Source organism: Sphingomonas sp. 2R-10 (assembly GCF_030062225.1).
Lineage (GTDB): Bacteria > Pseudomonadota > Alphaproteobacteria > Sphingomonadales > Sphingomonadaceae > Sphingomonas.
In genome coordinates, this window is the sequence record NZ_JASCXF010000057.1 from 1 (window position 1) to 23,346 (window position 23,346).

General features: G+C 65.7%; 16 protein-coding genes. 8 read left to right on the forward strand and 8 right to left on the reverse strand.

All coding sequences use genetic code 11. The features are described from left to right. The first annotated feature begins 157 nt into the window (after positions 1–157). The 3 genes from QLH51_RS18585 to QLH51_RS19970 are packed head-to-tail and all read left to right on the forward strand — an operon-like array spanning position 158 to position 3,440. Positions 158–1,387 carry an SIR2 family NAD-dependent protein deacylase gene (locus QLH51_RS18585; RefSeq protein WP_206429296.1) on the forward strand — a complete coding sequence of 410 codons (1,230 nt, stop codon included), beginning with the start codon at positions 158–160 and terminating at the stop codon, positions 1,385–1,387. Then, positions 1,384–3,231: an ATP-binding protein gene (locus tag QLH51_RS18590; protein ID WP_125662275.1), complete on the forward strand. Its 1,848-nt coding sequence runs from the start codon at positions 1,384–1,386 to the stop codon at positions 3,229–3,231. The genes QLH51_RS18585 and QLH51_RS18590 overlap by 4 nt, the downstream gene beginning before the upstream one ends. Next, a complete protein-coding gene (locus tag QLH51_RS19970) occupies positions 3,228–3,440 on the forward strand; it encodes a KTSC domain-containing protein (protein ID WP_125662272.1) in 213 nt (70 codons plus the stop codon). The genes QLH51_RS18590 and QLH51_RS19970 overlap by 4 nt, the downstream gene beginning before the upstream one ends. Before the next feature lie 81 nt (positions 3,441–3,521). Here the strand turns inward: QLH51_RS19970 and QLH51_RS18595 are convergent, their stop codons facing one another. From QLH51_RS18595 to QLH51_RS18630, 8 genes are all read right to left on the reverse strand, one after another. After that, a complete protein-coding gene (locus QLH51_RS18595; RefSeq protein WP_206429295.1) occupies positions 3,522–5,948 on the reverse strand; it encodes a S8 family peptidase in 2,427 nt (808 codons plus the stop codon). Positions 5,949–5,989: 41 nt separating this feature from the next. Continuing rightward, positions 5,990–7,141, reverse strand: coding sequence for an AAA family ATPase (locus QLH51_RS18600; protein WP_206429294.1), 1,152 nt, complete (start codon positions 7,139–7,141; stop codon positions 5,990–5,992). 61 nt (positions 7,142–7,202) lie between these two features. Beyond that, positions 7,203–11,684: a hypothetical protein gene (locus QLH51_RS18605; RefSeq protein WP_125662263.1), complete on the reverse strand. Its 4,482-nt coding sequence runs from the start codon at positions 11,682–11,684 to the stop codon at positions 7,203–7,205. A 386-nt stretch (positions 11,685–12,070) separates the two neighbouring features. Continuing rightward, positions 12,071–13,345, reverse strand: coding sequence for a tyrosine-type recombinase/integrase (locus tag QLH51_RS18610; RefSeq protein WP_125662260.1), 1,275 nt, complete (start codon positions 13,343–13,345; stop codon positions 12,071–12,073). Positions 13,346–13,746: 401 nt separating this feature from the next. Then, positions 13,747–13,971, reverse strand: coding sequence for a hypothetical protein (locus QLH51_RS18615; protein WP_125662257.1), 225 nt, complete (start codon positions 13,969–13,971; stop codon positions 13,747–13,749). A gap of 91 nt (positions 13,972–14,062) precedes the next feature. Then, positions 14,063–14,785 carry an acetoacetyl-CoA reductase gene (phbB, locus tag QLH51_RS18620; protein ID WP_125662254.1) on the reverse strand — a complete coding sequence of 241 codons (723 nt, stop codon included), beginning with the start codon at positions 14,783–14,785 and terminating at the stop codon, positions 14,063–14,065. A gap of 32 nt (positions 14,786–14,817) precedes the next feature. Then, on the reverse strand, positions 14,818–15,825 hold the full coding sequence (hemH, locus tag QLH51_RS18625; RefSeq protein ID WP_125662251.1) for a ferrochelatase: 1,008 nt from the start codon (positions 15,823–15,825) through the stop codon (positions 14,818–14,820). 239 nt (positions 15,826–16,064) lie between these two features. Further along, the gene (locus tag QLH51_RS18630) at positions 16,065–18,296 is read right to left on the reverse strand and encodes a xanthine dehydrogenase family protein molybdopterin-binding subunit (RefSeq protein ID WP_125662248.1); all 2,232 of its coding nucleotides are present in this window, start codon (positions 18,294–18,296) and stop codon (positions 16,065–16,067) included. A 209-nt stretch (positions 18,297–18,505) separates the two neighbouring features. Here QLH51_RS18630 and lgt point away from each other — a divergent pair, with 209 nt between their 5' ends. From lgt to QLH51_RS18655, 5 genes are all read left to right on the forward strand, one after another. Then, positions 18,506–19,405, forward strand: a complete 900-nt coding sequence (gene lgt / locus QLH51_RS18635) for a prolipoprotein diacylglyceryl transferase (RefSeq protein ID WP_206429293.1) — start codon at positions 18,506–18,508, stop codon at positions 19,403–19,405. After that, on the forward strand, positions 19,402–20,469 hold the full coding sequence (locus QLH51_RS18640; protein WP_206429292.1) for a class I SAM-dependent methyltransferase: 1,068 nt from the start codon (positions 19,402–19,404) through the stop codon (positions 20,467–20,469). Before lgt ends, QLH51_RS18640 begins: the two co-directional genes overlap by 4 nt. Continuing rightward, positions 20,466–20,975: a GNAT family N-acetyltransferase gene (locus tag QLH51_RS18645; protein WP_125662245.1), complete on the forward strand. Its 510-nt coding sequence runs from the start codon at positions 20,466–20,468 to the stop codon at positions 20,973–20,975. Before QLH51_RS18640 ends, QLH51_RS18645 begins: the two co-directional genes overlap by 4 nt. After that, a complete protein-coding gene (gene pgeF, locus QLH51_RS18650) occupies positions 20,972–21,736 on the forward strand; it encodes a peptidoglycan editing factor PgeF (protein WP_125662242.1) in 765 nt (254 codons plus the stop codon). The genes QLH51_RS18645 and pgeF overlap by 4 nt, the downstream gene beginning before the upstream one ends. 173 nt (positions 21,737–21,909) lie before the next feature. Beyond that, the gene (locus QLH51_RS18655) at positions 21,910–23,229 is read left to right on the forward strand and encodes a cystathionine gamma-synthase family protein (protein ID WP_125662240.1); all 1,320 of its coding nucleotides are present in this window, start codon (positions 21,910–21,912) and stop codon (positions 23,227–23,229) included. Positions 23,230–23,346 lie beyond the last annotated feature (117 nt).

Sequence of the window (23,346 nt, forward strand, 5' to 3'; positions counted from 1 at the left end):
AGCCTTCTTCTGTCATGCTCGCGGCGAGCGGTTTCGGTCCAGCCCATATGATCCCCGTGGTCTTCGCAACCCTCGGTGAATCACAACTGGCTGAAATCGCTCAACCTAATTTCCGGTTGGGCTCTAAAGAATCCGATACAGTCGCGGCGGGAGCCTTATGAAAAGCACGCACAACCCTGATCGATTCATGGCGGATCTCCGGCAGATCCTTTCGCAAGGTAGAAAGCGGATCGGCTTCCTCGTCGGAGCGGGGGCACCAATGTCCATCCGAGTGGATGCGGAACGAAAGGTCGATCCGAACGGTAAGCCGTTGATCCCCGGCATCAATGAGCTGACATCGACTGCCGTAGCTGGACTTACTCCGGAGCAAGATAAGGCAGTCGGAGTAGCGCGCGGCATGATTGGTAATGGCGCGACGATTGAGACGATACTGTCGCAACTCCGCTTGATGGAACGCGCGCTCGGTGACGAGCGGATCGCCGGCCTCAATGGTGCCGAATACGCCCAACTGGCCAAAGTCATATGCGCCAATATCGGTCCGATCGTCGGGCCGGAACTGCCTATCGATCGGTGCGGATACAACGAACTTGTCGGTTGGATCAGCGGAACTCAACGAACCAATCCGGTCGAGATATTCACGACCAACTACGATCTGCTTTTCGAAGATAGCTTCGAGCGGGTTCGTGCGCCCTACTTCGATGGATTCAGTGGCGGACACGCACCGTTCTTCGATCCAGTAACCGTTGCATGTGATGATCTCCCCGCTCGGTGGAGCAGGCTATGGAAACTGCACGGATCGCTTGGCTGGGCGGTTGAGGGCAATGCTGTGGTTCGTGGACGTGGACGTGCTGCGACTGAACTAGTCTATCCCGACCATCTCAAATACGATTTGACCCAGAAGCAGCCCTACAGCTCACTCTTTGAGCGCCTGAAACGCTTCCTGCTGACGCCGGACACCTTGCTCGTGACGACGGGATTCTCGTTTCGCGACGCCCATATCAACGCGGTCTTGGACGAGGCGCTGGCCGGTAACGCCAATAGCGCGGTCTTTGCATTCCAGTATCAAAAATTGGCCGATGAAGAGCCTGCGTGTAGCTTGGCCTACGCCCGACCCAATTTATCCGTGTATGCTGCTGATGGTGCTGTCATCAATGGTGTGGCGGGAGAATGGCGTCCTGGCGAGCTTCAGAAAAACTGGTCGGATATTCGGGCCAGCTTTTGGGGAGCGCGAAGGGCGGGTGAGAGTCCTGCTTTTCTGTTGGGGGATTTCCAGCACCTCGCGCGCTTTTGTGCGTTAGCGCAGGCCACCGACATCCAACATGCGGCTCCGGCAGTGCCCGATCCGGCGTCATTGCCAGCCTCCACGCCAATTGTTCCGACAGCATGAGCGGGATCGATCCTACTTTCATGGGGAGGGTCAGCACCGTGTCGGGCGCGTCGGTCACCGTAAAGCTGTCGGAGTCGCTCGCGTCCGGTCTGTCGATCATCGACGGGCATACGTATCGGGTGGGGCAGGTCGGAAGCTTCGTTCGCATTCCGCAAGGGTATCAGGATCTCTACGGCGTCGTTTGCGAAGTGGGTGCTTCCGCTGCTCCCAAAACCCTTGATGCGGAAGACATTGAAACTGGTCGCTGGATGCGAGTAGAACTAGCCGGCGAGGCGATCGGATCACAGTTTGAACGGGGATTAAGCCAGCACCCCAATATCAATGACAATGTCCACATTGTCACCGAAGCAGATCTGAAAAGAATTTACGGCGGAAAGGGAGACGACCAGGTCAAGATCGGATCGTTGTCGAGCGCAGAAAACATCGACGTTCGACTGTCGCTCGATGCGCTGGTAACGCGCCATTCCGCCATTCTCGGATCGACTGGTTCAGGTAAGTCGACGACTGTCGCCAGCCTGCTGCGGTCGATCGTGCAGCCCGATGGCAATGCTAACGGTTCCCCTGCTGCTCGCATCCTCCTGCTCGACATTCATGGCGAATATTCCCGAGCGCTGGCTGATATGTCGCGCGTTTTCAGTGCCACTCCACAGCCCGGCGAAGAGCCGCTCTTCGTACCCTATTGGGCACTTGAAGCCGGCGAGTTGCTGGATTTCGTCGCGGGCGGTCTGAACGAGAATCAAGAGATCGCGTTCACGGACAAGATTCAGGAAATGAAAGCGGCGCGGATCGCATTGGAGGCGCTTCCCGGCATTGATCCCCAATCCTTGACGGTCGATTCGCCGATACCGTTCAGCCTGAAGCAGCTCTGGTATGACCTGATCGATTTTGAAACGACGACTTATGTTGGTCAGCAGCGCGACCAGCCCAAGCTCGAACAGGTCGGCGATCCTGCGACACTGACGCCGCCGCGCTATACACCGCATGCGATGGGTACGGCTGGACCGTTCCTGAACAGCGCAGCCCGGGGTATTCGCCGTCAATTGAACCTGATGCGTTCGCGCCTGCTCGACCGGCGCTTCGATTTCATCCTGCATCCGGGGCCATGGGAGCCTGATCTGGATGGCCGGGTGCAGGCCGATCTCGATACATTGCTTCAAGGGTGGCTGGGGCACGATCGTCCGCTGACGATCCTCGACCTGTCGGGGGTCCCGAGCAACGTACTAGTACGGCTGATTGGTTCTATCCTTCGCATCATCTACGAAGCTCTTTATTGGAGCCGTGAGAAAACGGAGGGCGGTATCCTGCGACCGTTACTGGTCGTCATGGAAGAAGCGCATCGGTATCTCGGGCCGGAGAGCGGCAACGTCGCGGCTGATGTCGTCAAGCGCATCGCCAAAGAAGGACGCAAATACGGCGTCGGCGCGATGATCGTTTCCCAACGCCCGGCAGAAGTTGACGAAACAGTCCTTTCCCAATGCGGCACGCTGATTGCGCTACGGCTGTCCAACCCCACTGATCGGGGGAGGGTCAAGGGAACGCTGCCGGATAATCTGGCGGGACTGATGGACTTGTTGCCGGTTCTTCGCACCGGTGAGGCCATCATCACCGGCGAAGCGGCTCGTCTGCCGGTACGATGCCGGATAACGACGCCATCCACCGAACATCAACCACGCAGTAGCGACCCGGCTGTAACGGAGGCTTGGGCGCATAGGCGAAAAGCGGAGGGCTATGATCGCGTCGTCGCATCGTGGCGGGCGCAACGAACGACAGCCGTAGCGAAGTCCGTGACAATTAAACGAGAACCAGTCGTCGATTTCCCCGAAGATACTGAGGTGACCGAATGATCCGTGACCCGATTGCCTCCACTAATATCGCATCCGCCGGATATGATGAAGTATCCCAGACGCTGGAGGTCGAGTTCATCAGCAGTGGTATATATCAGTACTACAATATAGGCGCAGACCTCTATCAACAGTTCATACAATCGCCCTCGAAGGGTCAATTCCTGAATATCTATATAAAGAACGCCTACCCTTACTCCCGAGTTGGGTAAGTTTGCGACATTCGCATAATTATTATAAGTGAATCATACAATTAACTGACTATCTAGCTACAATTCATCGCCAAGCGATGGCTATCCCGCTGGAATCTCGACTGCGATGCGGTTCTCAATAGCGGTGTAGAGATCGACTTCCGCCTCTGGCGCCCGGATCGAGACGAGTAACGAATACCGTGCCGACCGGTCCCAGCGCTGGAGACCGGGCTTCTCCTTCCACCAGCCGCCGACAGGGAAAATGCCGATCGCGTCACGCTCGGCGAGTGCCGCGGCGCTGCCGCGCCATATGTCGGAATGGATTGATCCACGATCGCGAACGGTGCCCAGCAGCCAGTCGTCGCCGCCTGCGGCGGCCCCGATATCGCCCTCTTCCTCGGATTGGGCTGCGCGGTTGATCCGCTGTCGGAACTGCTGGAGGCTTTCAAGTGATCGTTTCACGGCGAAGCGCAGCGAGTGCGAAGCGTAGCGATGCCGCCGCGTCCAGCCCCGTTCGCCAGGATTGGGCTCGACGAAATAAGACAGGGTCACGCGCAACTCGACATCCTGATCGCCAAGCGCAAGCAGTTCCTCGCGCGGCCAGGGCAGGTGATGGAGGTGCATGTCGCGTGTCTTGATCTGCGACTTCTCCCGCCGGAACGGCAGTAGCGCGTCCTCGATCATCAGCGTCGCGTCGTTCAATGCACTGAGAAGCGCACGGCCAAGATCAGGTACGCCCCAGCCATAGCGGCGCAACAACGCCGCCTTCTGCGCCTGCGATCCGGCGGCGTTGAACCAGGCGCGCATGGCGGGCGTCCATTCGGCCGAATGGACCATCAGCGCACGGACCGTCTCCGGCCAGAGCTCCGGCCGCTCCGCCATGATCTGCGCCGAGAAATTGGCGGCCAGAGCGGAAGCGGCACTGGTGTCGCCGAAGCTGTCGAACAGCCGCATTGCCGGTCGGTAATGCGTGGTGATGAGTTGCAGGTCGTCGATCGCCTCGGCGGGATTGATGCCGTCATGGGCGAAGTTACCGCCTTCGAACACGACATCCGGACGAATCGGCCACTGCCGATCCCAGATCGTCGACGTGCGGCTTGCGGGCGAGAGATCCCCGGCGGGTGCCACCGCGTCCCAGCCCGCGAAGTCGGGATGGTTGATCGCGATCTTGTCGGTGTAGGCGCCCGCGACCAACGCGTTCCACGCCTGGCACGGGTTCTCGGCCTCGGCGAGGTCGTTACCGTCGAGATACTCGGCGGGAACGATCGGGTCGCGGATGTTACCCGCAGCTAGGATCATGAGCCGGCGACTGTCTCCCCCGCCATAGCAAAGCTTGTCGACTGCCGCCGACCAAGACGACGGACGCCCGCGTCCCAGCCCAACGCTGCTCGTGACTGCCATGCAGAACACACGTCGGCGTCGGGGTGCCTGCGCCTCGGCCTTGCCAATTCCAACCTCCGTTACTGCACCGTAGAGTTCGGGAGCGTTCTGCGCGTTCGGCGGCAGGACCTTAACCGTTTCCAGCCGATGCGTGAGGTCGAGATGCTCTCCGGTGACGAGCGCGGCTTCGACATCACCATGAAGGGCGACGCCCGCCATCATTGTGCCGTGCCCATTCCAGAACGCACTGTCACCCACGCCCCACGCGGGATCGTAGGCGTGCTGGTCCGCAGGTTCGAGGCCGGGTGCAATCAGCGGATGTCCTTGGGTGGCGCCACTGTCGAGAATGCAGACCGCAGGCGCAAGTGCGCCGGGGGCGGTCGAACGGTCCATGAGATCGCCCGCCCATTCTGCCTGCTCGACTGGTCGCATGTCGAGGAAGAAGCTCGGCGTGTCCTTCGCGGCGCGCAGCTCGGCGACTGCATCACTGTGCAGCACCAGCCGAGCCATCGTCGCCGGATCGGCCAACGCCAGCACGACATCGCGCTCCGGGAAGCTGACGAGATGCGGCTTCAGCGCGACGTTCAGGCGTTCCGCCACCGTCCGGAAAGCCGGAAGTTTTCCATCGCGCAGCCAGACCTCCCACCATGCCTGCCGTCCATCGGGTGGGTAGAGGGCTCCATCGTCGGTGAAAAGCGAGCGAACCGCCGAAAGCCGGACGTCGTCGATCCGTGCGACGAGGTTCTGGTTCTTGGGATTGCCGCTCTTGGTTTCCTCGGCCCGGTACTGCTCGACCTTGGCTGCGAAATAGTCCGCCTGAGCTTCCGGTACGAACACCGTTGCCCTGACCGTTTCCTCCCCGTCGACGGGTGGCTTGACGGCAACAAGCTCAATTTTCTTCTGGCGGTTCTCCAGCCCGTCGAGCGCGCTCTGGTGATCGGCCGGAACATCGAAGTCGAGATAGAAGCCCCGCTCGCCTTCCGCGATGGCGGAGTCACGCGCATCAAGAATCTGACGGGCGGTGGCGACGGCTGCGCCGAGCGCCTGCTCCAGATGGGCGGCGTGCGCCGCGCGGACACGCGCTGGCGGCAGGCCGGTTACGACTGTGCGGGGCGACGTGTAGTTCTCGGCATCGCCACTGCCTTGCACATGGAAATGCGGACGGTTTCTCGGTGCTCTAGCCAAGATGATTACCGGACGAGGGCAGAGTCATGGCGCTCCCGAAGAGCGGTAAGCAGAGTTGGAGTCAGAACGTCGTCCGAGCCATCGAGCACGGCCACTTTGGCGGCTTCGTCCGCGGCCCGCGCGATCTCGGCCTGACTCAGGCCGGACGATGCCTCCATGACCGGAGACCATTCGACCGTGTTCCGATCAAAGGTTGCCAATCGATTCTCGATGATACCTCGCGCGATGTCCGGTGTGGGAAGGTCGTATGCGATCACGTCATCGAACCGGCGATACAATGCCTTGTCGAGCAGCTCGGGATGATTAGTCGCCGCGATCACGATGCTGGGGCCGTCGTCATTCTCCAGGAACTGGAGGAAAGAATTGAGCACGCGACGGATCTCGCCGACGTCGTTCGGACCGGCTCGTTGCGAGCCGATCGCGTCGAACTCATCGAAGAAGTAGACACCACGCTGGATGGCGATGGCGTCGAAGATCAGCCGGAGGCGTGTCGCCGTCTCACCCATCAGCTTGCCGATCAGCCCGTCATAGAGGACGGTGAACAGGGGCAGCTTCAATTCACCGGCAAGAGCTGCCGCGCTCATGGTCTTGCCCGAGCCGGGCGGGCCGACCAGAAGCAGCTTGCGTCGCGGCTGGAGGCCACGCGCTCGTAACTTGTCCTGCTGCCGTTGTTCGGTCAGGACGCGCGCCAGTCGCTCTTTCAACCCATCCGGCAGAATCATGCTGGCCAGACGCACGTCAGAGTAGCGTGCCCCGAGCAGGCTCGACAGCTCGCCTTTGGGCTGGGCAATCGCAACCGGACCGGCACCGCGACGCGCGACGGTCGCGCTCTTGCCTTTCGCGGTATCGATGAGTTCGCGCAGTTCTTGGGCGAGCTTGCCGTGGCCCTGACGCGCCTCATGCGCAGCCAATTGGGTGGCGACCGAAATGAAACGCGCGTCGTCACCGGCTATGTGGCTTTGCAGCAGAGCAACGATATGGCGCGCGGTCGTCATGTTTCCCCGTTGACGTCCAAAGGCGTCTTTCGATGATCCTAACGTGGTCGTCGAATCCTGTAACGATAATTCGTTAAGCAGCACGCAGGCGATCCAGCCCTTCGCATTGCGACGTTGCCCAGCCGGCCCTGTCGGAAGAACGCCGGCTGGGTAGATGCTCATGCCGCTGCCAATCGCAGCGGCTCCACCATCACGGCGCTCCCTTCATCGGGTTCCAAGCCCATCAATCAGCCTTATCGTCCGCCTTTTTTTCGGCATCGCCGACTGCCTTCTCGCGCTTCTCTTTCAGCTTCTTGGCTTCGACCCAGAACTCTTGGGCCGCGTCCTCGAGGAACGGGCCTAGGCTCAGCTGGTCGCCCTGCGTCCATAGGAAGCGCGGATCGACGAGGTCGAACAGAGTCTGTAGTCGCGCCCACTGCAGGTGCTTCGCGGACGACGGCAGAGTCGCGAGGTGGCCGAGGGCGGCGAGTTCGAGCCGCCTGCGGCGAAGCGCATCGATCGCTTCGTTGCGCACCGTCGCGTCCTCGTCGTCCACCAAACCGGAAAGCCATGGGAAGCGTGTCGCCGGCGGCATCCATCCCGCCAGCTCGACCGCCGTCCGCCGGTCAGCTGCGTCGCCGGACACCGCGAGCGCCCCGAGCGCTTGCTCGACCGTATCCGCTGACACATGCGCCCGGACGTTGCGGCCGATCTCGGCCCGCAGCGAGGGCGGGAAGCGACGATACCGGGGCAGCAGCTCGCCCCACGCGCGGTCCCTGTCGATCCTGAACAGAAGCCGCACCGCCTCCGGCCTCCGGTGGCGGGCGAGAAGCCTGGTTGACGCGAAATAGGCCTCGTCCGGATCGGTCTCCAGCAGGTGCAGTATCCCGCTGACAGGTCCGATGTCGAACCCGTCGGGACCGCGATACGCAGCGTTGACCAGCATCTCGTGCGCCAGCTCGTCGCCATCGCTTGCAAGCAGGACGATCGCGTCCGTGTCCAGCAGGCGATGGCCGCGCTCGCTCATGCGGCGATGGAAGCGAATCACGGCTTCGCGGCTGTCGGCGTGCTGCAGCAGGGCATGAAGCGTAGGCGTGCGTGAGGTCGAGAGCACAGCGAGGTCGAGCGCGTCCAGCCAGACGGCGACCACGGCACGCGCCTCGGCGTCGCCGCACTCCGACAGGTAGGCGGTCAGGAACCACGCCTCGTTATCATGGCGGTCAGACAGCATCCCACGGACGGTAGGCAGCACAACGGGGTCGTAGAACTCAAGCGCCTTCATGGTGCCGACGATCGACTGCCTTACGTCGGCGGGCGTGGTGGGGGCTAACAGCAGCCCGAGCAGGGGCAGCGCGTCCTCTGGATCGCGGAGGAAGCCCGCCAGATCGGCGGCGATCGCGAGGTCCTCCGCGCTTCCGGTCGCGAGCAGCTCCGCGACGCGTACCCGCAGACCCTCAAGGTCGCGTCCGGCCGAACTTCGCATCTCTGCCGGCGCGACGTAGACAGGTGCGCCGCGCCGAAGCATTCGCTCGATAGCTGCGTCCATGGAGTGAATGGCGAGGGCCTCCATCCGGAGCATCTGGCGGTAGCCGTCCGCACCATCGTCCACCTGCTCTGCGTCCAGGACTGTCGGGACCGCATCTGCGTCGCTCCAGTGGGCGCGTATGTAGCCATCCTCGCGACCGAACCCGTCCTGCCGCCGGAGCTCGGCAACGACCAACTCGCCATGGCCGGCGCCGTCGATCATCGCGAGCACGCGCTCGCATTCGTTGCCCTCGGTGTCGGTGAGCCGCGACGAGCGTCCGGAGCGGCTTGATGCATAGCGCAGCAACTCGCCCTCAAAATCCGTCCCGGCGCGCTGGTGGAGCATTTCAAACTGGAAGGGCTCAGTCAGCCTGCAGAGAAAGCCGATAATCCGCCTCGGCGGGTAGGGCGCTTGGTCGTTCGGGGTTTTTGCGTCGTTGTAGCGGCGCAACTGCGCCGTGCAGTCGTTCAGCACGATCTCGAGTGTCTCTCGGTCCATCAGTTCAGGCTGGTTGTAATAGTAGTGCATGAGTTTACCGCCTCGGTCGGTCCGCCCCGCGACGTTCTCCCGCAACGCTTGTGAGAGGCGTTCGGCATCGTAGCGGTGGAGTTCGGGAAGCCACCAGTCGGATGCGCTCCAGCCATACTCGTCGGCGCTGGTCCTCACCTGCTCCAGTGCGGCCTCCGGGTCGATACGCGCGCGAGCCTTGAGCAGCCGCGAAGACATCCAGTCGTCGCGGGTAGGCGACACCGCGTCCAGATGGCCGCGACGATCGACGGCGTCGAAGTGCCCAAGCGATGCGATTAGAGCCTTGCTGTCACTCGGCAGAGTTGCCAGCACATGATCCTGTCGCCGCGCCCAGATCGGCCTGGCGTCGCTGCCCGCCACGTAGGCGTCGTCGTTCAGGCACCACAGCAGCTGCTCGAGCGCCGGCACCCGCGTCTCAGCGCCGATCCGTGCGTCGAGCCAGATCGGCGATGCGCCTGCAGCGCGCTTGAGCGCTTCGATACTGAGGTTGTATCGAGAGATGGCGTCACCCCTGCCATCAACGTCGTTTGCCGAGTAGAGATCGATTGTCCGTTGAACATGGACCTCGAACAGGCGGTTCAGCACACCCGGCAGCGGCATCCGGGCGGCTACCCTCAGCGCGATCCTGGCCTCGCGGTCGCGACCGGCGTCGAGGAGCTGGCGCACCATGTCCTCGACCCGCGCCGGCGCGCCCATGGCGGCAGCGACGATGGCAGCGGGGATGTGGTGCGGGATTTCCCAGTCCTGCTCCTCGTCATACTCACGCCTAGCGAGGTTCTCCAGAGCAGGGAGCAGGTTCGGCCCGACGGTGCCGAGCTGTCGCCACCGGCCCTCGCCGCGCCACTCGTGCGGAGTGTCCGCGACGTGCGCGCGGATCAGGTCAGCGACGAAATCCGGTCCGACCTTGCGAAGCAGCAGCCAGACAAGGTCATGGAAGACGTATCCCAGCCGCCGGCCGATCGCCGCGCCGGCTGCGTCGACGAGGCTGTCGAAGCCGTCGACAATCGCGTCGATCGCATGCGCATCCAGCTCGCCGGCCGCGACCCGCGCGACAAGGTGCTCTGCAACGGCCCAGTTCAGCATGCGGTCGGTCGAGAAGACGATCTCGTCGGGCGTCGGACGGCGGAGAAGGCCCACCACCTCGAGGCGGCGGATTGCTTCCTCGTCGATTCCAGCGTGCTCGAGGTTGCGCCAGTTCCAAGGGTAGGCGGGGCGTTCCCCAAGGAGGCTGCCTGCCAGGTTCGTTAGGCGAAGGCGATCGTAGGGATGGTCGTACTGTTCGCGGACCATCCCAGTGGCCTCGTCCCAGTAGGACTTAAAAAGCTCGTATTCCGTCGCGTCGACCCAGCCCTCGCTAGCGGGCAGCTCGACGTAAACTCGCGCGTGGACCGGCTTGCGCAGTAGCTCGAAGACATCGTCGGGCATCATCTCGAGGGAATCTTGCCGGCCGTGGTGCCTTAGGTAGCGGCGCAGTTCGGCGCTGGTGAAGTTCGACACCGTCACCACACGCGCATTCGGACGCGAGCGGACGATCTCGAGTGTGATCCGCGGTTGGCAGGTCACCACGACACGCACGCCCAGCTCCGCCCATTCCTGCCGAGCCAGGCTGCGGGCGAAGTTTCGATCCTGCACGTCATCGACATATACGGTGAGCCAGTGCCCACCGTCCGGCGCGAGGTCGCGCCCTAGCCGCCTGGCCATGACCCTGAGCGGCACGTCGGTTTCAAAGGCCGGCCGCCATAGCCGGTCGTTAACTGCGTCGACCACCTCGGAGACCGAGTTGGCCGAAGTCACCACGACCACGGCGCGACCTTCCGCCTCGTTCAGTGCCGCTTGGCAGAGCGACCAAGTCTTTCCCTGGCCGGAGTCGCCGGACAGCACGATGAACCAGTCGGCCGCCTCTATTGGCGTGAGCCTAGCCTGAGCGTCAGCATCGTAGCCCAAAGTCACGCAGTCGCGTCGCACGGAAGTGAGCGAGAGCGCAGGTACGGTCGCCGTATGCCGCAGCCGTAGCAGTGCATCTGGACCGACCATGCGCAGCAACTCGGCCGCGCTGAGCGTCCGGCCGGCGCTTCCTTCCTCGAACAGCCGTCCCATCAGTGCTCGCCGTTTGTCTACGACGTCCTCTCCCGGCCCGAGCATTGGCGCCAAGCGGCCCTCGATCTCGCTTTCCGCGGTTCGCATGTCGATGTGCGCCAGCGTCAGGTTGTCCATGACATGGAGCAGGCGGGGGTCGGACGTCGACATCCCCGCCGCGTTGGCGATCCCGGCCAGGAATGCCTCCGGCGACAGCCGCCGACGACCCCAAGCGAAGGTCGCTGGCGTGGCATTCGTCCGCGCACGGTGGTGCAGGTATGCCTCCAGTGCCTCCAACCCGCGGAGGTTGTTCGTAGTAAACCGGAATCTCTGCTTCTCGCCTGGCCGCGCTCCGGCGACGAGGTCCGGGAGAACATCGCGCGCCACGGTGCCGGTGGTCCAGCGCCGGTGCGATGCGCGGATCTTCACCTGCTCGATCGTCGGCACGCCCCGGTCGTCGATGCGGATGTCCCCGGCATCGTCCGGTTCGAGTGTTAGCGTCATCGTCGACACGTCGCCGCCATCGAGCGCGAAGGATGCGCTCAGCGACATCCCCAGTTGGAGGCTGCGAAGGATTTGGAAGAGGAACCCGGCCAAGGCGAGTTGCCCGCCGGTAGAACGGGGCTCGGATCTTAGAGATGTAACGTCGTTTGAGATGACTGCGGCCGCCGATGATTGCGCGGACCATTCCGCGGTTCGGGAATAGCAGTGACACGGCAGCACGCGCCAGCGTCGACGCGTTCGCGCGACGGGGCATCGATCGAACTCGGAAACGTATCGTTGGAATCGATCATCGAGAAAATCTGGGAACTGGTCGGTCCGTCACGCGCCCGGATTTCGGCAGAAACCGGAGCGGCTTGACCTTCGCCGACGGTACTCCTGCCAGCAACCATCTGCTCCTGGAAGATGGAAACTTGTCTGACGGCAGGAGGGACTTTTGATGGACAAGCCCCACCCGCCGAACGGCTCCGCTTAAGCGGATCTCATGCCGCCTCCAGTCGCAGCGGCTGAACCCGCCTGCGCTGGTTGCCAGTGCCTCCATTCAAGACCGTCGCGATTTCCATCGCGACCTTTTCTGCGGCCGTGACCAATGCCGTATCGAGATGAATATAGCCCTGCGTCACGCCGCGAGGCGAGTGACCAAGCAGACCGGCGATCGTCAGTTCCGAGAAGCCGAGATCACCGGCCACGCTCGCAAAAGTGTGCCGCAGGACGTGCGGAGTCACACCTTCGAGACCCGCACGGGCGCAGACCCGATCCAGCACCCGGACGACGCCGATGAAATGACCGTCACCCCAGTCGGCCGGAAAGATAAAGGGCGAACCGGCGTGCTGCGGCACCTGCTCGATCGCGTCGATCGCCGTACTGCCGATCACCCTAACCTGCGCGCCGCTCTTCGTATCGGGGAAGCGAACGCAGTGATCGCGGCGGCTGCACCAAGCACGCTTCAGGCCCAACACTTCCATTCGGCGGAAACCGGTCAGCAGCATGACCCGGATCGCACCGAGACCAACCGGATGCTCCTCCTCCGCAGCGGCGTCCCGCATGGCCCGGCCGAGACGTTCGAGATCATCGATCGTCAGCCGCCGTTTCCGGGACTCGGTGGCGAGTTGCCGCACCCCTTGCGCGGGGTTGCTGGGGATCACGCCCGAATGTTCCGCGTGGCCCAGAAGGCTTCGCAGCGTCGAGATCGTCCGGCTCGCCACACCGATGCCACCCGTCGTCCTGCCGCCACGGCCTTTCTGCTTCGCTGCCGAACGCCCGGCGGCGATGTCGGCCTGAAGGTTTTCGATGTCCCGGCGCGTTAGGCCGACGACCAACCTATGACCGATGATCGGTCGGACGTGGGTGTCGATGCGGCTTCGGTCCATCTTCAGCGTCGCCGCCTTGATCGGACGCCGGCTGCGGCCGAGGATGCGGCACGCTGCCGCCTCCGTGAGATACCAGTCGCACACCTCCGCGACGGTCATCCCCGCGCGGGCCGCGTGGCGCTCCTCGGAAGGATCTTCGCCATCGGCGACCGCCGCGAGCTTTCTGCGGGCGATGTCGCGTGCGCCTTCCGGGGTCAAAGCACCGTATTGCCCCAATACCAGCCGGCGAGTGCGCCCCTCCGGATTGCGGTACTGGATCAGGAAGCTCTTCGTACCCGACGGCTTCACCCGAACCCCGAAGCCCTTCAACTCACTGTCCCAGGCGAACACGTCAGCCTTGCCGCTCGCCTTCAGCGCATCGACGACGCGCTTGGTGATCTTGGCCATGCTCAACTCCTCAAGTTTCCCGTTGTCCTGCTCGTTCTCCGATCTGCTTCCCCGGCGGTCGGGGCGGCGGACGGGGAAGCGTGGGGGAAGCAGACGGGCGGAAATCGACGGGTTGGTGCAGGATATCGAAGGGACGGTCGGCGTCCAGATTATCCTTGTCGTAGTAGGGGTTTAGCGTGCTCTGGCGTGCAAATAGAAGCCATGGCGAAAAGTGTCTGGTCTCCTTGCCAAGGTTGGGGTCGAGGGTTCGAATCCCTTCGCCCGCTCCAGTTCCTTTCGGATGATGTCGGTATGTGGCGGTCCTGCGGGGCCGCTTTTCATATGGTCGCCGGGGATTGGTGGCCCGGAACCGGTTGTGGCCGATGCGCCGTCCGATCGATACGGCATCGCTATCGCTCCAGCTATCCGACCGGCGTATCGATGGGCAAACCTCGTGCGCCGTGGTCGTGCGACGGGCAACGTCGCTGGAAAATGTCGGAGCCGTTCGCCCCATATTCGTGACCACAGGCTTCGCATCGCAGGACGTATGTCAGTTGATGATGGTCGTTGCCGGGCAAGTCGGTTTTCCGCACCACAATCTGCCCGTTGCGGTTTCGATAGCCCGGAACCGTCGTACCCTTCGACATCGATCGATCCTTTCCCATACGAAAACGCCCCGGCTTCCACCGGGGCGCTTCGCGTAGCACGGGTCGGCAGCGGGTCTCCCGCCGCCCGCCGTCAATACATGTGCTGGCCGCCGTTGATGCTCAGCGTCGATCCGGTGACGAAGCCGCCTTCCTCCGAACACAGGAACGCGACGCCGCGGGCGATCTCGCTCGCCTGGCCCAACCGGCCGACCGGGATCTTCGCCACGATCTTTTCCAGCACGTCGGCGGGCACCGCGGCGACCATGTCGGTGTCGATATAGCCCGGCGCGATCGCGTTGACGGTCACGCCGAACCGCGCGCCTTCCTGTGCCAGCGCCTTGGTGAAGCCGTGGATGCCCGACTTGGCGGCGGCATAGTTGACCTGCCCGTACTGGCCGGCCTGCCCGTTGATCGATCCGATGTTGACGATGCGGCCCCATTTGCGGTCGCGCATCCCGGGGAAGGTCGCCTTGGCGAGGTTGAAGCACCCGCCGAGGTTGGTGCGGATCACGTCGTCCCACATCTCGTAGCTCATCTTGAGCAACGTGCCGTCGCGGGTGATGCCGGCATTGTTGACGACGATGTCGACCGGGCCCAGCGCTTCCTCGACCGCCTTCACGCCCGCCTGCGTCGCTTCGAAATCGCCCACGTCCCACTTGAACGCGGCGATGCCGGTACGCTCCGAGAACGCCTTCGCCTTTTCGTCGTTGCCGGCGTAATTGGCGGCGACGGTGACACCCATGTCGTTCAGCGCGAGGCTGATCGCCTCGCCGATACCGCGCGTGCCGCCGGTGACGATCGCTACCCGTGCCATGCATTCTCTCCCAACCTAGGTTTCCGCTACTGCTAGGCGGGGGCGATCCAGCCCGCAAGTTCGCGCGCGATAATGTTGCGCAACATTTTATTGCCTGTCGGCTCGGCGTTCAGGCATGGGAGGTAGGCGAAATCGGTCCCGCCGGCCTCGACGAAGCTCTCCTTGCCGCGGATCGCCAGTTCCTCCAGCGTTTCGAGGCAGTCGGCCGAGAAGCCCGGCGCGAAGATCGCGACGCGGCGTTTGCCGGCCCTGGCCAGTTCGACCAGCGTCTCGTCGGTCGCCGGTCCCAGCCACTTGGCCGGACCGAAACGCGACTGGAACGCGATCGTGAGCGGGCGGCCGAGCGCCTCCTGCACCAGCCGCGCGGTCTTCTGGCAATGGCAGTGATAGGGGTCGCCCAGCGCCAGCGTGCGCCTGGGCATGCCGTGGAAGCTGGCGACGATCGCGTCGGGTTCGAAGGCGAGCTTCGCCAGATCCTCGCGCAGCGTCGTCGCCAGCGCGTCGATATAGAGCGGATCGTCATAATAGGGCGGCAGGGTACGGATCGCCGGTTGCCACCGCTGTTTCGCGAGGTGGGCGAACGCCTTGTCATTGGCGGTGGCGGTCGTCGCTGCGCAATATTGCGGGTATAGCGGGGCGAGCAGGATGCGGTCACAGCCCTGTTCGCGCAGGGCATCGATGCGGCTGGCGATCGACGGATTGCCGTAGCGCATCGCCCAGTCGATCACGAAGTCCTCGCCGAACGCGCCCTGCATCGCCTCCGACTGCGCGCGCGTGATCGCGGCGAGCGGCGAGCCGTGCTCGCTCCACACCTGCTGATAGGCATGGGCCGACTTCCTGGGCCGTGTGTTCAGGATGATGCCGCGCAGGATCGGCTGCCACGCGATCGCCGGAAGCTCGACGACGCGGCGGTCGGACAGGAACTCGGCGAGGTAGCGCTTCACCGAACGCGGGCTGGGATCGTCGGGGGTGCCGAGGTTCATCAGCAATACGCCGACGCGGCGCTTCGGAATGGCGGGGTGATTCGACGGCAGGTCCATGGGGGCGTGTAACGCGCGAATGACCGGGTTGGGGCAAGGGGGATTTGGTTTCACGCGAAGACACGGAGGCGCAGAGAGGGTGTGCGATCGGTGCCGTTCCGCGCGTAAGCGCCGTCAATCTATTGGTGAGGCCAGCGCGACGGTCTTCCGATCGCAGGACGGTGCGGCACACGCACCCTTCTCCGCGCCTCCGCGCCTCTGCGCGAAATCTACCTTCTTCTTCGCGGCTTCGCGTGAAATCACCCCAGCAACGGCAACGACCGATAGCGCCGCCCGGTCGCGGCATGCAGCGCATTGGCGATGGCAGGCGCCACCACCGGCACCGCCAGTTCGCTGACCCCGCCGGGATCGGCATCCGATTCGACCAGCTCGATCATGATCTCGGGACTGTCGGCCAGCCGCGGCAGGTGCAGCCCGCCGAAGCCGCGCACTTGCGGCAGGTTCGCCTCGAACCCGGTCGACGCGCCCGTCGCGGCGGCCATGCCGAACAGCAACCCGCCCTCGATCTGCTGGCGGACGAGGTCGGGGTTGACCACCCGTCCGCAATCGACCGCGACGACCAGTCGGTCGACCTTCACCCGCTGGTCGTCGCCGATATGCGCCTCCGCCATGCACGCGATCGCCGATCCGCGCATCCGGTGGCAGGCGATGCCCTGCGCGCTGCCCGGCACGCCGCCCTGCCACCCGCCCATCGTCGCGACGGTCGACAGGCAGCGGGCGAGCGCCACGTCGCCGCCCAGCATCGCGATGCGGAACGAATGCGCCTCCATCCCCGCAAATCCCGCCAGTTCGTCGAGGAAGCATTCGGTGAAGAACGCGGTGTAGCTGTGCGCGCCCGACCGCCACCAGCCCGCGGGCAGCCCCGGCTCGGCCGGGTGGTGATCGACCGCGAGGTTCGGGATGCCATAGGCCGGCACCGCGCCGTCGGTCGCCAGCGCGTCGCCCCGGTCGCCGGGCAGCGCCATCGCCAGCGACGCGGCGACGTCGCCGCCCAGCAGCAGCCGTGCCAGATCGCGCCCGGTGCGCGGGGCCGCCACCTGCGCCCGCCAGCCGACGATCGTCCCGCCCCGCCCCAGCCGCGCCGTCATCCGCGCTGCGGCGGGCGCGCGGTAGCGATCGGCAAGACAATCCTCGCCGCGCGACCAGGTCAGCTGCACCGGCCGCTCCAGCTTCCTCGCCAGCAGCGCCGCCTGCTCCGCGACCCGGTGGTCGAGGTTCGCGCCGAACGACCCGCCGGCGATGGTCGGGTGCAGCACGACCCGGTCCTCGGCGATGCCGATCGCGCGCGCGGCGGCACCGCGCGCCAGCGTCGGCGCCTGCGTCGGCATCCACAATGTCAGCGTGCCGTCATTCCATTCGGCCGTCGCGCTGGTCGGCTCGATCGCGGCATGCAGCGCGGCACGCACGCGGTAGGTCGCGGTCTGCGTCCGCCCGCCGGCAAAGGTCGCGGCGACATCGCCCGCCTCGTGCACCCGTGCGCCCTCGCCTGCCAGCGCGGCGTCGAGCGCGGTGGCGATCGCGGCATCGTCGACCAGCCCGTGCGTTTCGAACCGCGGGGCCAGTGCGTCGACCCCGCGATTGGCCGCCCACCATGTCGTGCCCGCCGCCGCGACCCAGCGGTCGGTCTGGATGACGGTCGTGACGCCGGGCACGCGTTCGGCCGCCGCCTTGTCGACGCTCAGCAGCCGCGTGTCGCCGATCGGCCCCTGCCGGATCGAGGCGAAGACCATGCCGGGTCGGCGCACATCGGCGGCGAAGGTCGCGCTGCCATCGACCTTGGCCGGCGCGTCGAGCCGCGGGACGGCCGTGCCGACCAGCCGCTTTTCGTCGCCCATGCGCAGCGGCAGTTCGCCGCCGGGCAGGCTCTCGCGCGCCGCCCGTTCGGCCAGCACGCCGAAGCGTTCGCGGCGATCGCCCATCACCACGAAGCCGTCGGCGGTGCCGCAACTGCGCCAGTCGCCGCCCCATGCGGACGCCGCCGCCTTGCACAGCAGCACCCGCGCCGCCGCGCCGGCCGCACGCAACGGCTGCTCGAACCGGCGGATCGAGGTGGAACCGGCGGTCAGCATCAACGCGGTGCGTTCGGCATGGGCCGCGCGCGTCGCGGCCGGCAGCAGCGCCAGCGCATCGCCGAACAGGATGCCCGCGGCCAGCGGGTTGGCATAGAGCGGGTTGATCGGCGCCGCTTCCACCGCGACCGTCCGCCAGTCGGCACCCAGTTCGTCGGCGACGATCTGCGGCAGCGCGGTGTAGACGCCCTGCCCATGCTCGGCCTGCGGCACCGCGACGGTCACCTGTCCATCGGCCCCGATCTTGAGATACGGGCCGAAGATCGTCTCCCCCTCCGCCGCCGCCAGGTTCACGCCGTAGCGGCGGGGCCACAGCCCCCATGCGACGATCAGCCCGACCCCGGCACCACCGCCGATCAGCAGGTTGCGGCGGGTGATGCGGGGGGTGGAGGGCGACGCCATGGGGGTGCCGTAGCAAATCCTCCCCGGCACGGGGAGGGGGACCGTCCGCGAAGCGGATGGTGGAGGAGGCTGGCCGCAACGGTACGCGGTGGAAGCCCCGCTCCACCATGCTGCGCATGGTTCCCCTCCCCGTGCCGGCGAGGATCGGTGGTTCCCCTGTCGCCCCTTCCCCGATATTACCGCGGCAACACAGCCGGAGCGTAACCCCCTTGATCCTTTCCACCCTCGCCGCGGCAACCGGCGATGTCGGCATGGCCGCCGGCCATATCCGCTATGCCGATCTCGGCCTCGATCCGGTCGCGCTGAACCTCGGCTTCTTCCAGCTGAAATGGTATTCGCTGGCCTATATCACCGGCATCCTCGCCGGCTGGTGGTATCTGCTCAGGCTGCTCGACCAGCCGGGCGCACCGATGGCGCGGCGCCATGCCGACGACTTCGTGTTCTATGCGACGCTCGGCATCATCCTCGGCGGGCGACTGGGCTATGCGATCTTCTACGCGCCCGAAATGTTCCTGTCCCCGATCAAGATCCTGCGGCTGTGGGACGGCGGCATGTCGTTCCATGGCGGGATGGTCGGGCTGATCCTCGGCATCTGGTGGCTGGCGCGCAAGCACGGCCTGCGGCCCTTGCGCGTCGCCGACTATGTCACCTGCGTCGCGCCGATCGGCCAGTTCCTCGGCCGGATCGCCAATTTCGTGAACGGCGAGCTGTGGGGCAAGCCCAGCGACGCGCCCTGGGCGGTCGTGTTCCCGCGCACCGTGGCCGGCGGGCTCGACCCCGCGCGCCATCCCAGCCAGCTGTACGAGGCGCTGGGCGAAGGGCTGATCCTGTTCCTCATCCTCGCCTTCTTGTTCTGGCGCACCGATGCCCGCTACAAGCCCGGCTTCCTGCTCGGCACCGGCCTCGCCGGGTTCGGCGTCGCGCGCTTCGTCATCGAATTCTGGCGCGAGCCCGATGCCCAGCTGGTGGAGTTCGCGCAGGCGACGGGCCTGCACATGGGCCAGTGGCTGACGCTGCCGATGATCGCGATCGGCATCTACCTGATGGTCACGTCGAAGCGCCGCCGCGTCCGCGTCGAACCGATCGCGGGGTCGGAGAGCGTCGCTTGAGCGAACCCGTCGTCACCGCCGCCGACCCCGCCCTCCCCGAACGGCTGGCCCGCGCGATCACGCTGGCCGGACCGATCAGCCTCGCGCAGTTCATGGGGGCCGCCAACGCGCATTATTACGCGACGCGCGACCCGCTGGGCGCCAACGGCGACTTCACCACCGCGCCGGAAATCAGCCAGATGTTCGGCGAGCTGATCGGCCTCGGCCTCGCCGACGTCTGGGACCGCGCCGGGCGCCCGCCTGTCCGCTATGTCGAGTTCGGCCCGGGTCGCGGCACGCTGGCCGCCGATGCGCTGCGCTCGATGGCGTCGGCGGGCTGCACGCCACCGGTCCACCTGATCGAGACCAGCCCGACGCTGCGCGCCGAACAGGGCAAGCGCGTGCCGCACGCCGAATGGGCGGTCGACCTGGTCGGCCTGCCCGACGACGGCGCGCTGCTGGTCGTCGCCAACGAATTCTTCGACGCGCTGCCGATCCGGCAACTGGTGAAGACGGCGGACGGCTGGCGCGAACGGCTGGTCGCGTGCCAGGACACGCTGTTCCTGCCGGTCATGGGCCAGCGCGGCTTCGACCCGATCATCCCGCCGGCGTTCCGCGATGCACCGATCGGGTCGGTACTCGAAACCGCCCCCGCCGCCGTCTCCATCACGCGCCAGCTGGCGAAGCGGATCGTGGCGCAGGGCGGCTGCGCGATCGTGATCGATTACGGCTATGCCGGCCCGGCGCTGGGCGACACGTTGCAGGCGGTGCGCGGCCACGGCTTCGTCAATCCCTATGACGATCCCGGCGAACAGGATCTGACGGCGCATGTCGATTTCGGCACGCTGATCGAGGCGGCACGGGCCGAGGGCGCGGTGGCGCATGGCCCGGTCGGACAGGGCACGTTGTTGCAGGCGCTGGGCATCGACGCGCGGACCCAGGCGCTGGCGGCACGCTCCCCCGACCGCGCCGACGGCCTGCGGGCGGATCGCGACCGGCTGGTCGAGGAGGAACATATGGGTTCGCTGTTCAAGGGAATCGCGATCACCTCACCCGGCTGGCCGGTGCCGGCGGGGTTCGCATGACGCCGGTGCTGCGCGCCGCGACGCCCGCCGATGCCGCGCTGCTGGCGACGATCGGCGCGGAGACATTTACCGAGACGTTCGGGCATCTTTATCGCCCCGACGATCTCGCCGCGTTCCTGACCAATCACACCCCCGCCAACTGGGTCGCCGAACTGTCCGACCCGCGCTACCGCGTCGTGCTGGCGATGGCCGGTGACGAGGCGGTCGGCTATGCCAAGCTCGGCCCTCCCTCGCTGCCGTTCGAGCCGCAGGGAACGCCGATCGAGCTGCGCCAGTTCTACGTGCGCAAGGGCTGGCAGGGCAGCGGCCTCGCCGCGACGATGATGGAGCATATGCTGGACATGGCGCGCGCGACCGGGGCCGACGAACTGTTCCTGTCGGTGTTCGTCGACAACCATCGCGCCCGGCGCTTCTACGAACGCTACGGCTTCGAACGCGTCGGCCGCTACGACTTCATGGTCGGCAGCCACCGGGACGAGGATGACGTGATGCGGGTGGCGCTGTGAGCGTCGAGGTGCTGCGCGCCGCCGCGCTCGACGGGGTGGCGCACGGCTTTCTGGGGCGGCGCGGCGGGGTGTCGACCGGCGTCGTCGCCGGGCTCAACACCGGCATCGGGTCGGGTGACGATCCCGCCGCCATCGCCGAGAACCGCGCGCGCGCCGTCGATGCCGTCCTGCCCGGCGCGGCGCTATGCGGACTGTATCAGGTCCATTCGGCATCGGTCGTCCGCGTCCTCACCGCCTTTCCCGATGGCGACCGGCCGCAGGGCGATGCGATGGTAACCGAACGGCCGAACATCCTGCTCGGCATCCTCACCGCCGATTGCGCGCCGGTGCTGCTCGCCGACCGCGAGGCGCAAGTCGTCGGCGCGGCCCATGCCGGGTGGAAGGGCGCGCTGTCGGGCGTCACCGACGCCACCATCGCGCAGATGGAGAAGCTGGGCGCGCGCGCCGACCGCATCGTCGCCGCGATCGGCCCGTGCATCGCGCGGGCGAGCTACGAGGTCGATCTGGGCTTCGTCGAACGCTTCTGCGCGACCGATCCGTCGAACGAACGCCTCTTCGCCGAAAACCGCCCCGGCCATGCCCGCTTCGACCTCGAAGCCTATGTCGCCGCGCGGCTGGCGGCGGCGGGCGTGCGGCGGATCGAGGCGCTGGGGCAGGACACCTATGCGCAGGACGACCGCTTCTTCAGCTACCGCCGCGCGACGCATCGCGGCGAGGCGGATTACGGGCGGCAGCTGTCGGTGATCGGCATCGCCTCATAACCATCGTCATCCCGGCGCAGGCCGGGATCCATGGATGGGATGACGGCGCCGCATGACCGCCAACACCCGACACAATGGATTCCGGCCTTCGCCGGAATGACGGATCGGTGGGATGGCTCCATTTGGTTTCTCTCGTAACTATCGCTACCCTCCGCCGAAAAGGAGAGACTCGCGTGACCGACGAAACCGAAGCCGACCTGACCGGCGTGCCGCTGCGGCGCCGTCCCAAACCATCGGTCGACACCGTCGGCGGTCGCCGGCTGAGTCCCGCGACGCTGATGATGGGCCATGGCTACGACCCGGTACTGTCCGAAGGCTCGCTGAAACCGCCGATCTTCGCGACCTCGACCTATGTCTTTCCCAACGCCGCGGCGGGCAAGCGCCATTTCGAGGGGGTGACCGGCAAGCGTCCCGGCGGTGCCGAGGGCCTCGTCTATTCGCGCTTCAACGGCCCGAACCAGGAAATCCTCGAGGATCGTCTGGGCGTCTGGGAAGCGGCGGAGGACGCGCTGGTCTTTTCCAGCGGCATGTCGGCGATCGCCACGCTGTTCCTGTCGCTGGTGCAGCCGGGCGACACGATCATCCATTCCGGCCCGCTCTATGCCGCGACCGAAACGCTGATCGGCCGCGTGCTCGGCCGCTTCGGGGTCAACTATCTCGACTTCCCGGCCGGCGCGACGCAGGACGAGATCGAAGCCGTGCTGCGCAAGGCCGGGGGCCGCGTGCCGCTGATCTATCTCGAAAGCCCGGCGAACCCGACCAACGCGCTGGTCGATATCGAAGCGGTCGCCGCCGCGCGCGACGCGGTGTTCGGCAGGGCCGACGAAAAGCCGCCGATCGCGATCGACAACACGTTTCTGGGGCCGCTCTGGCAGCAACCGCTGCAACACGGCGCCGACCTCGTCGTCTACTCGCTGACCAAATATGCGGGCGGGCACAGCGACCTGGTCGCCGGCGGCGTGCTGGGGTCGAAGACGCACATCAACACGATCCGCTCGATGCGTAACACCATCGGCACGATCTGCGACCCGAACACGGCATGGATGCTGCTGCGTTCGCTCGAGACGCTGGAACTGCGCATGAGCCGCGCGGGCGAGAATGCGGCAAAGGTCTGCGCGTTCCTGAAGGATCATCCGAAGGTCGAGCGGGTCGGCTATCTCGGCTTCCTGAAGGACGCCGAAGGCATGGCACGTCAGGCCGACATCTATGCCCGGCACTGCACCGGCGGCGGCTCCACCTTCTCGCTCTATCTCAAGGGCGGCGAGCGCGAAGCGTTCGCGTTCCTCGACGCGCTGGTCATCGCCAAGCTGGCGGTGAGCCTTGGCGGGACCGAGACGCTGGCCAGCCATCCGGCGGGGATGACCCACCTGTCGGTCCCCGACGCACGGAAAGCGGCGCTGGGCATCACCGACAATCTGGTGCGCATCTCGATCGGCGTCGAGGATGCCGACGACCTGATCGCCGATTTCGAACAGGCGCTGGCAGCGATCTGAAAATCCTCCCCGGCACGGGGAGGGGGACCAGCGAAACTGGTGGAAGGGGGCTGTCCGCGTACGGCACCGTCGTGTTGTGCCGCCCGCCCCCTCCGCCACCGCTTCGCGGCGGTCCCC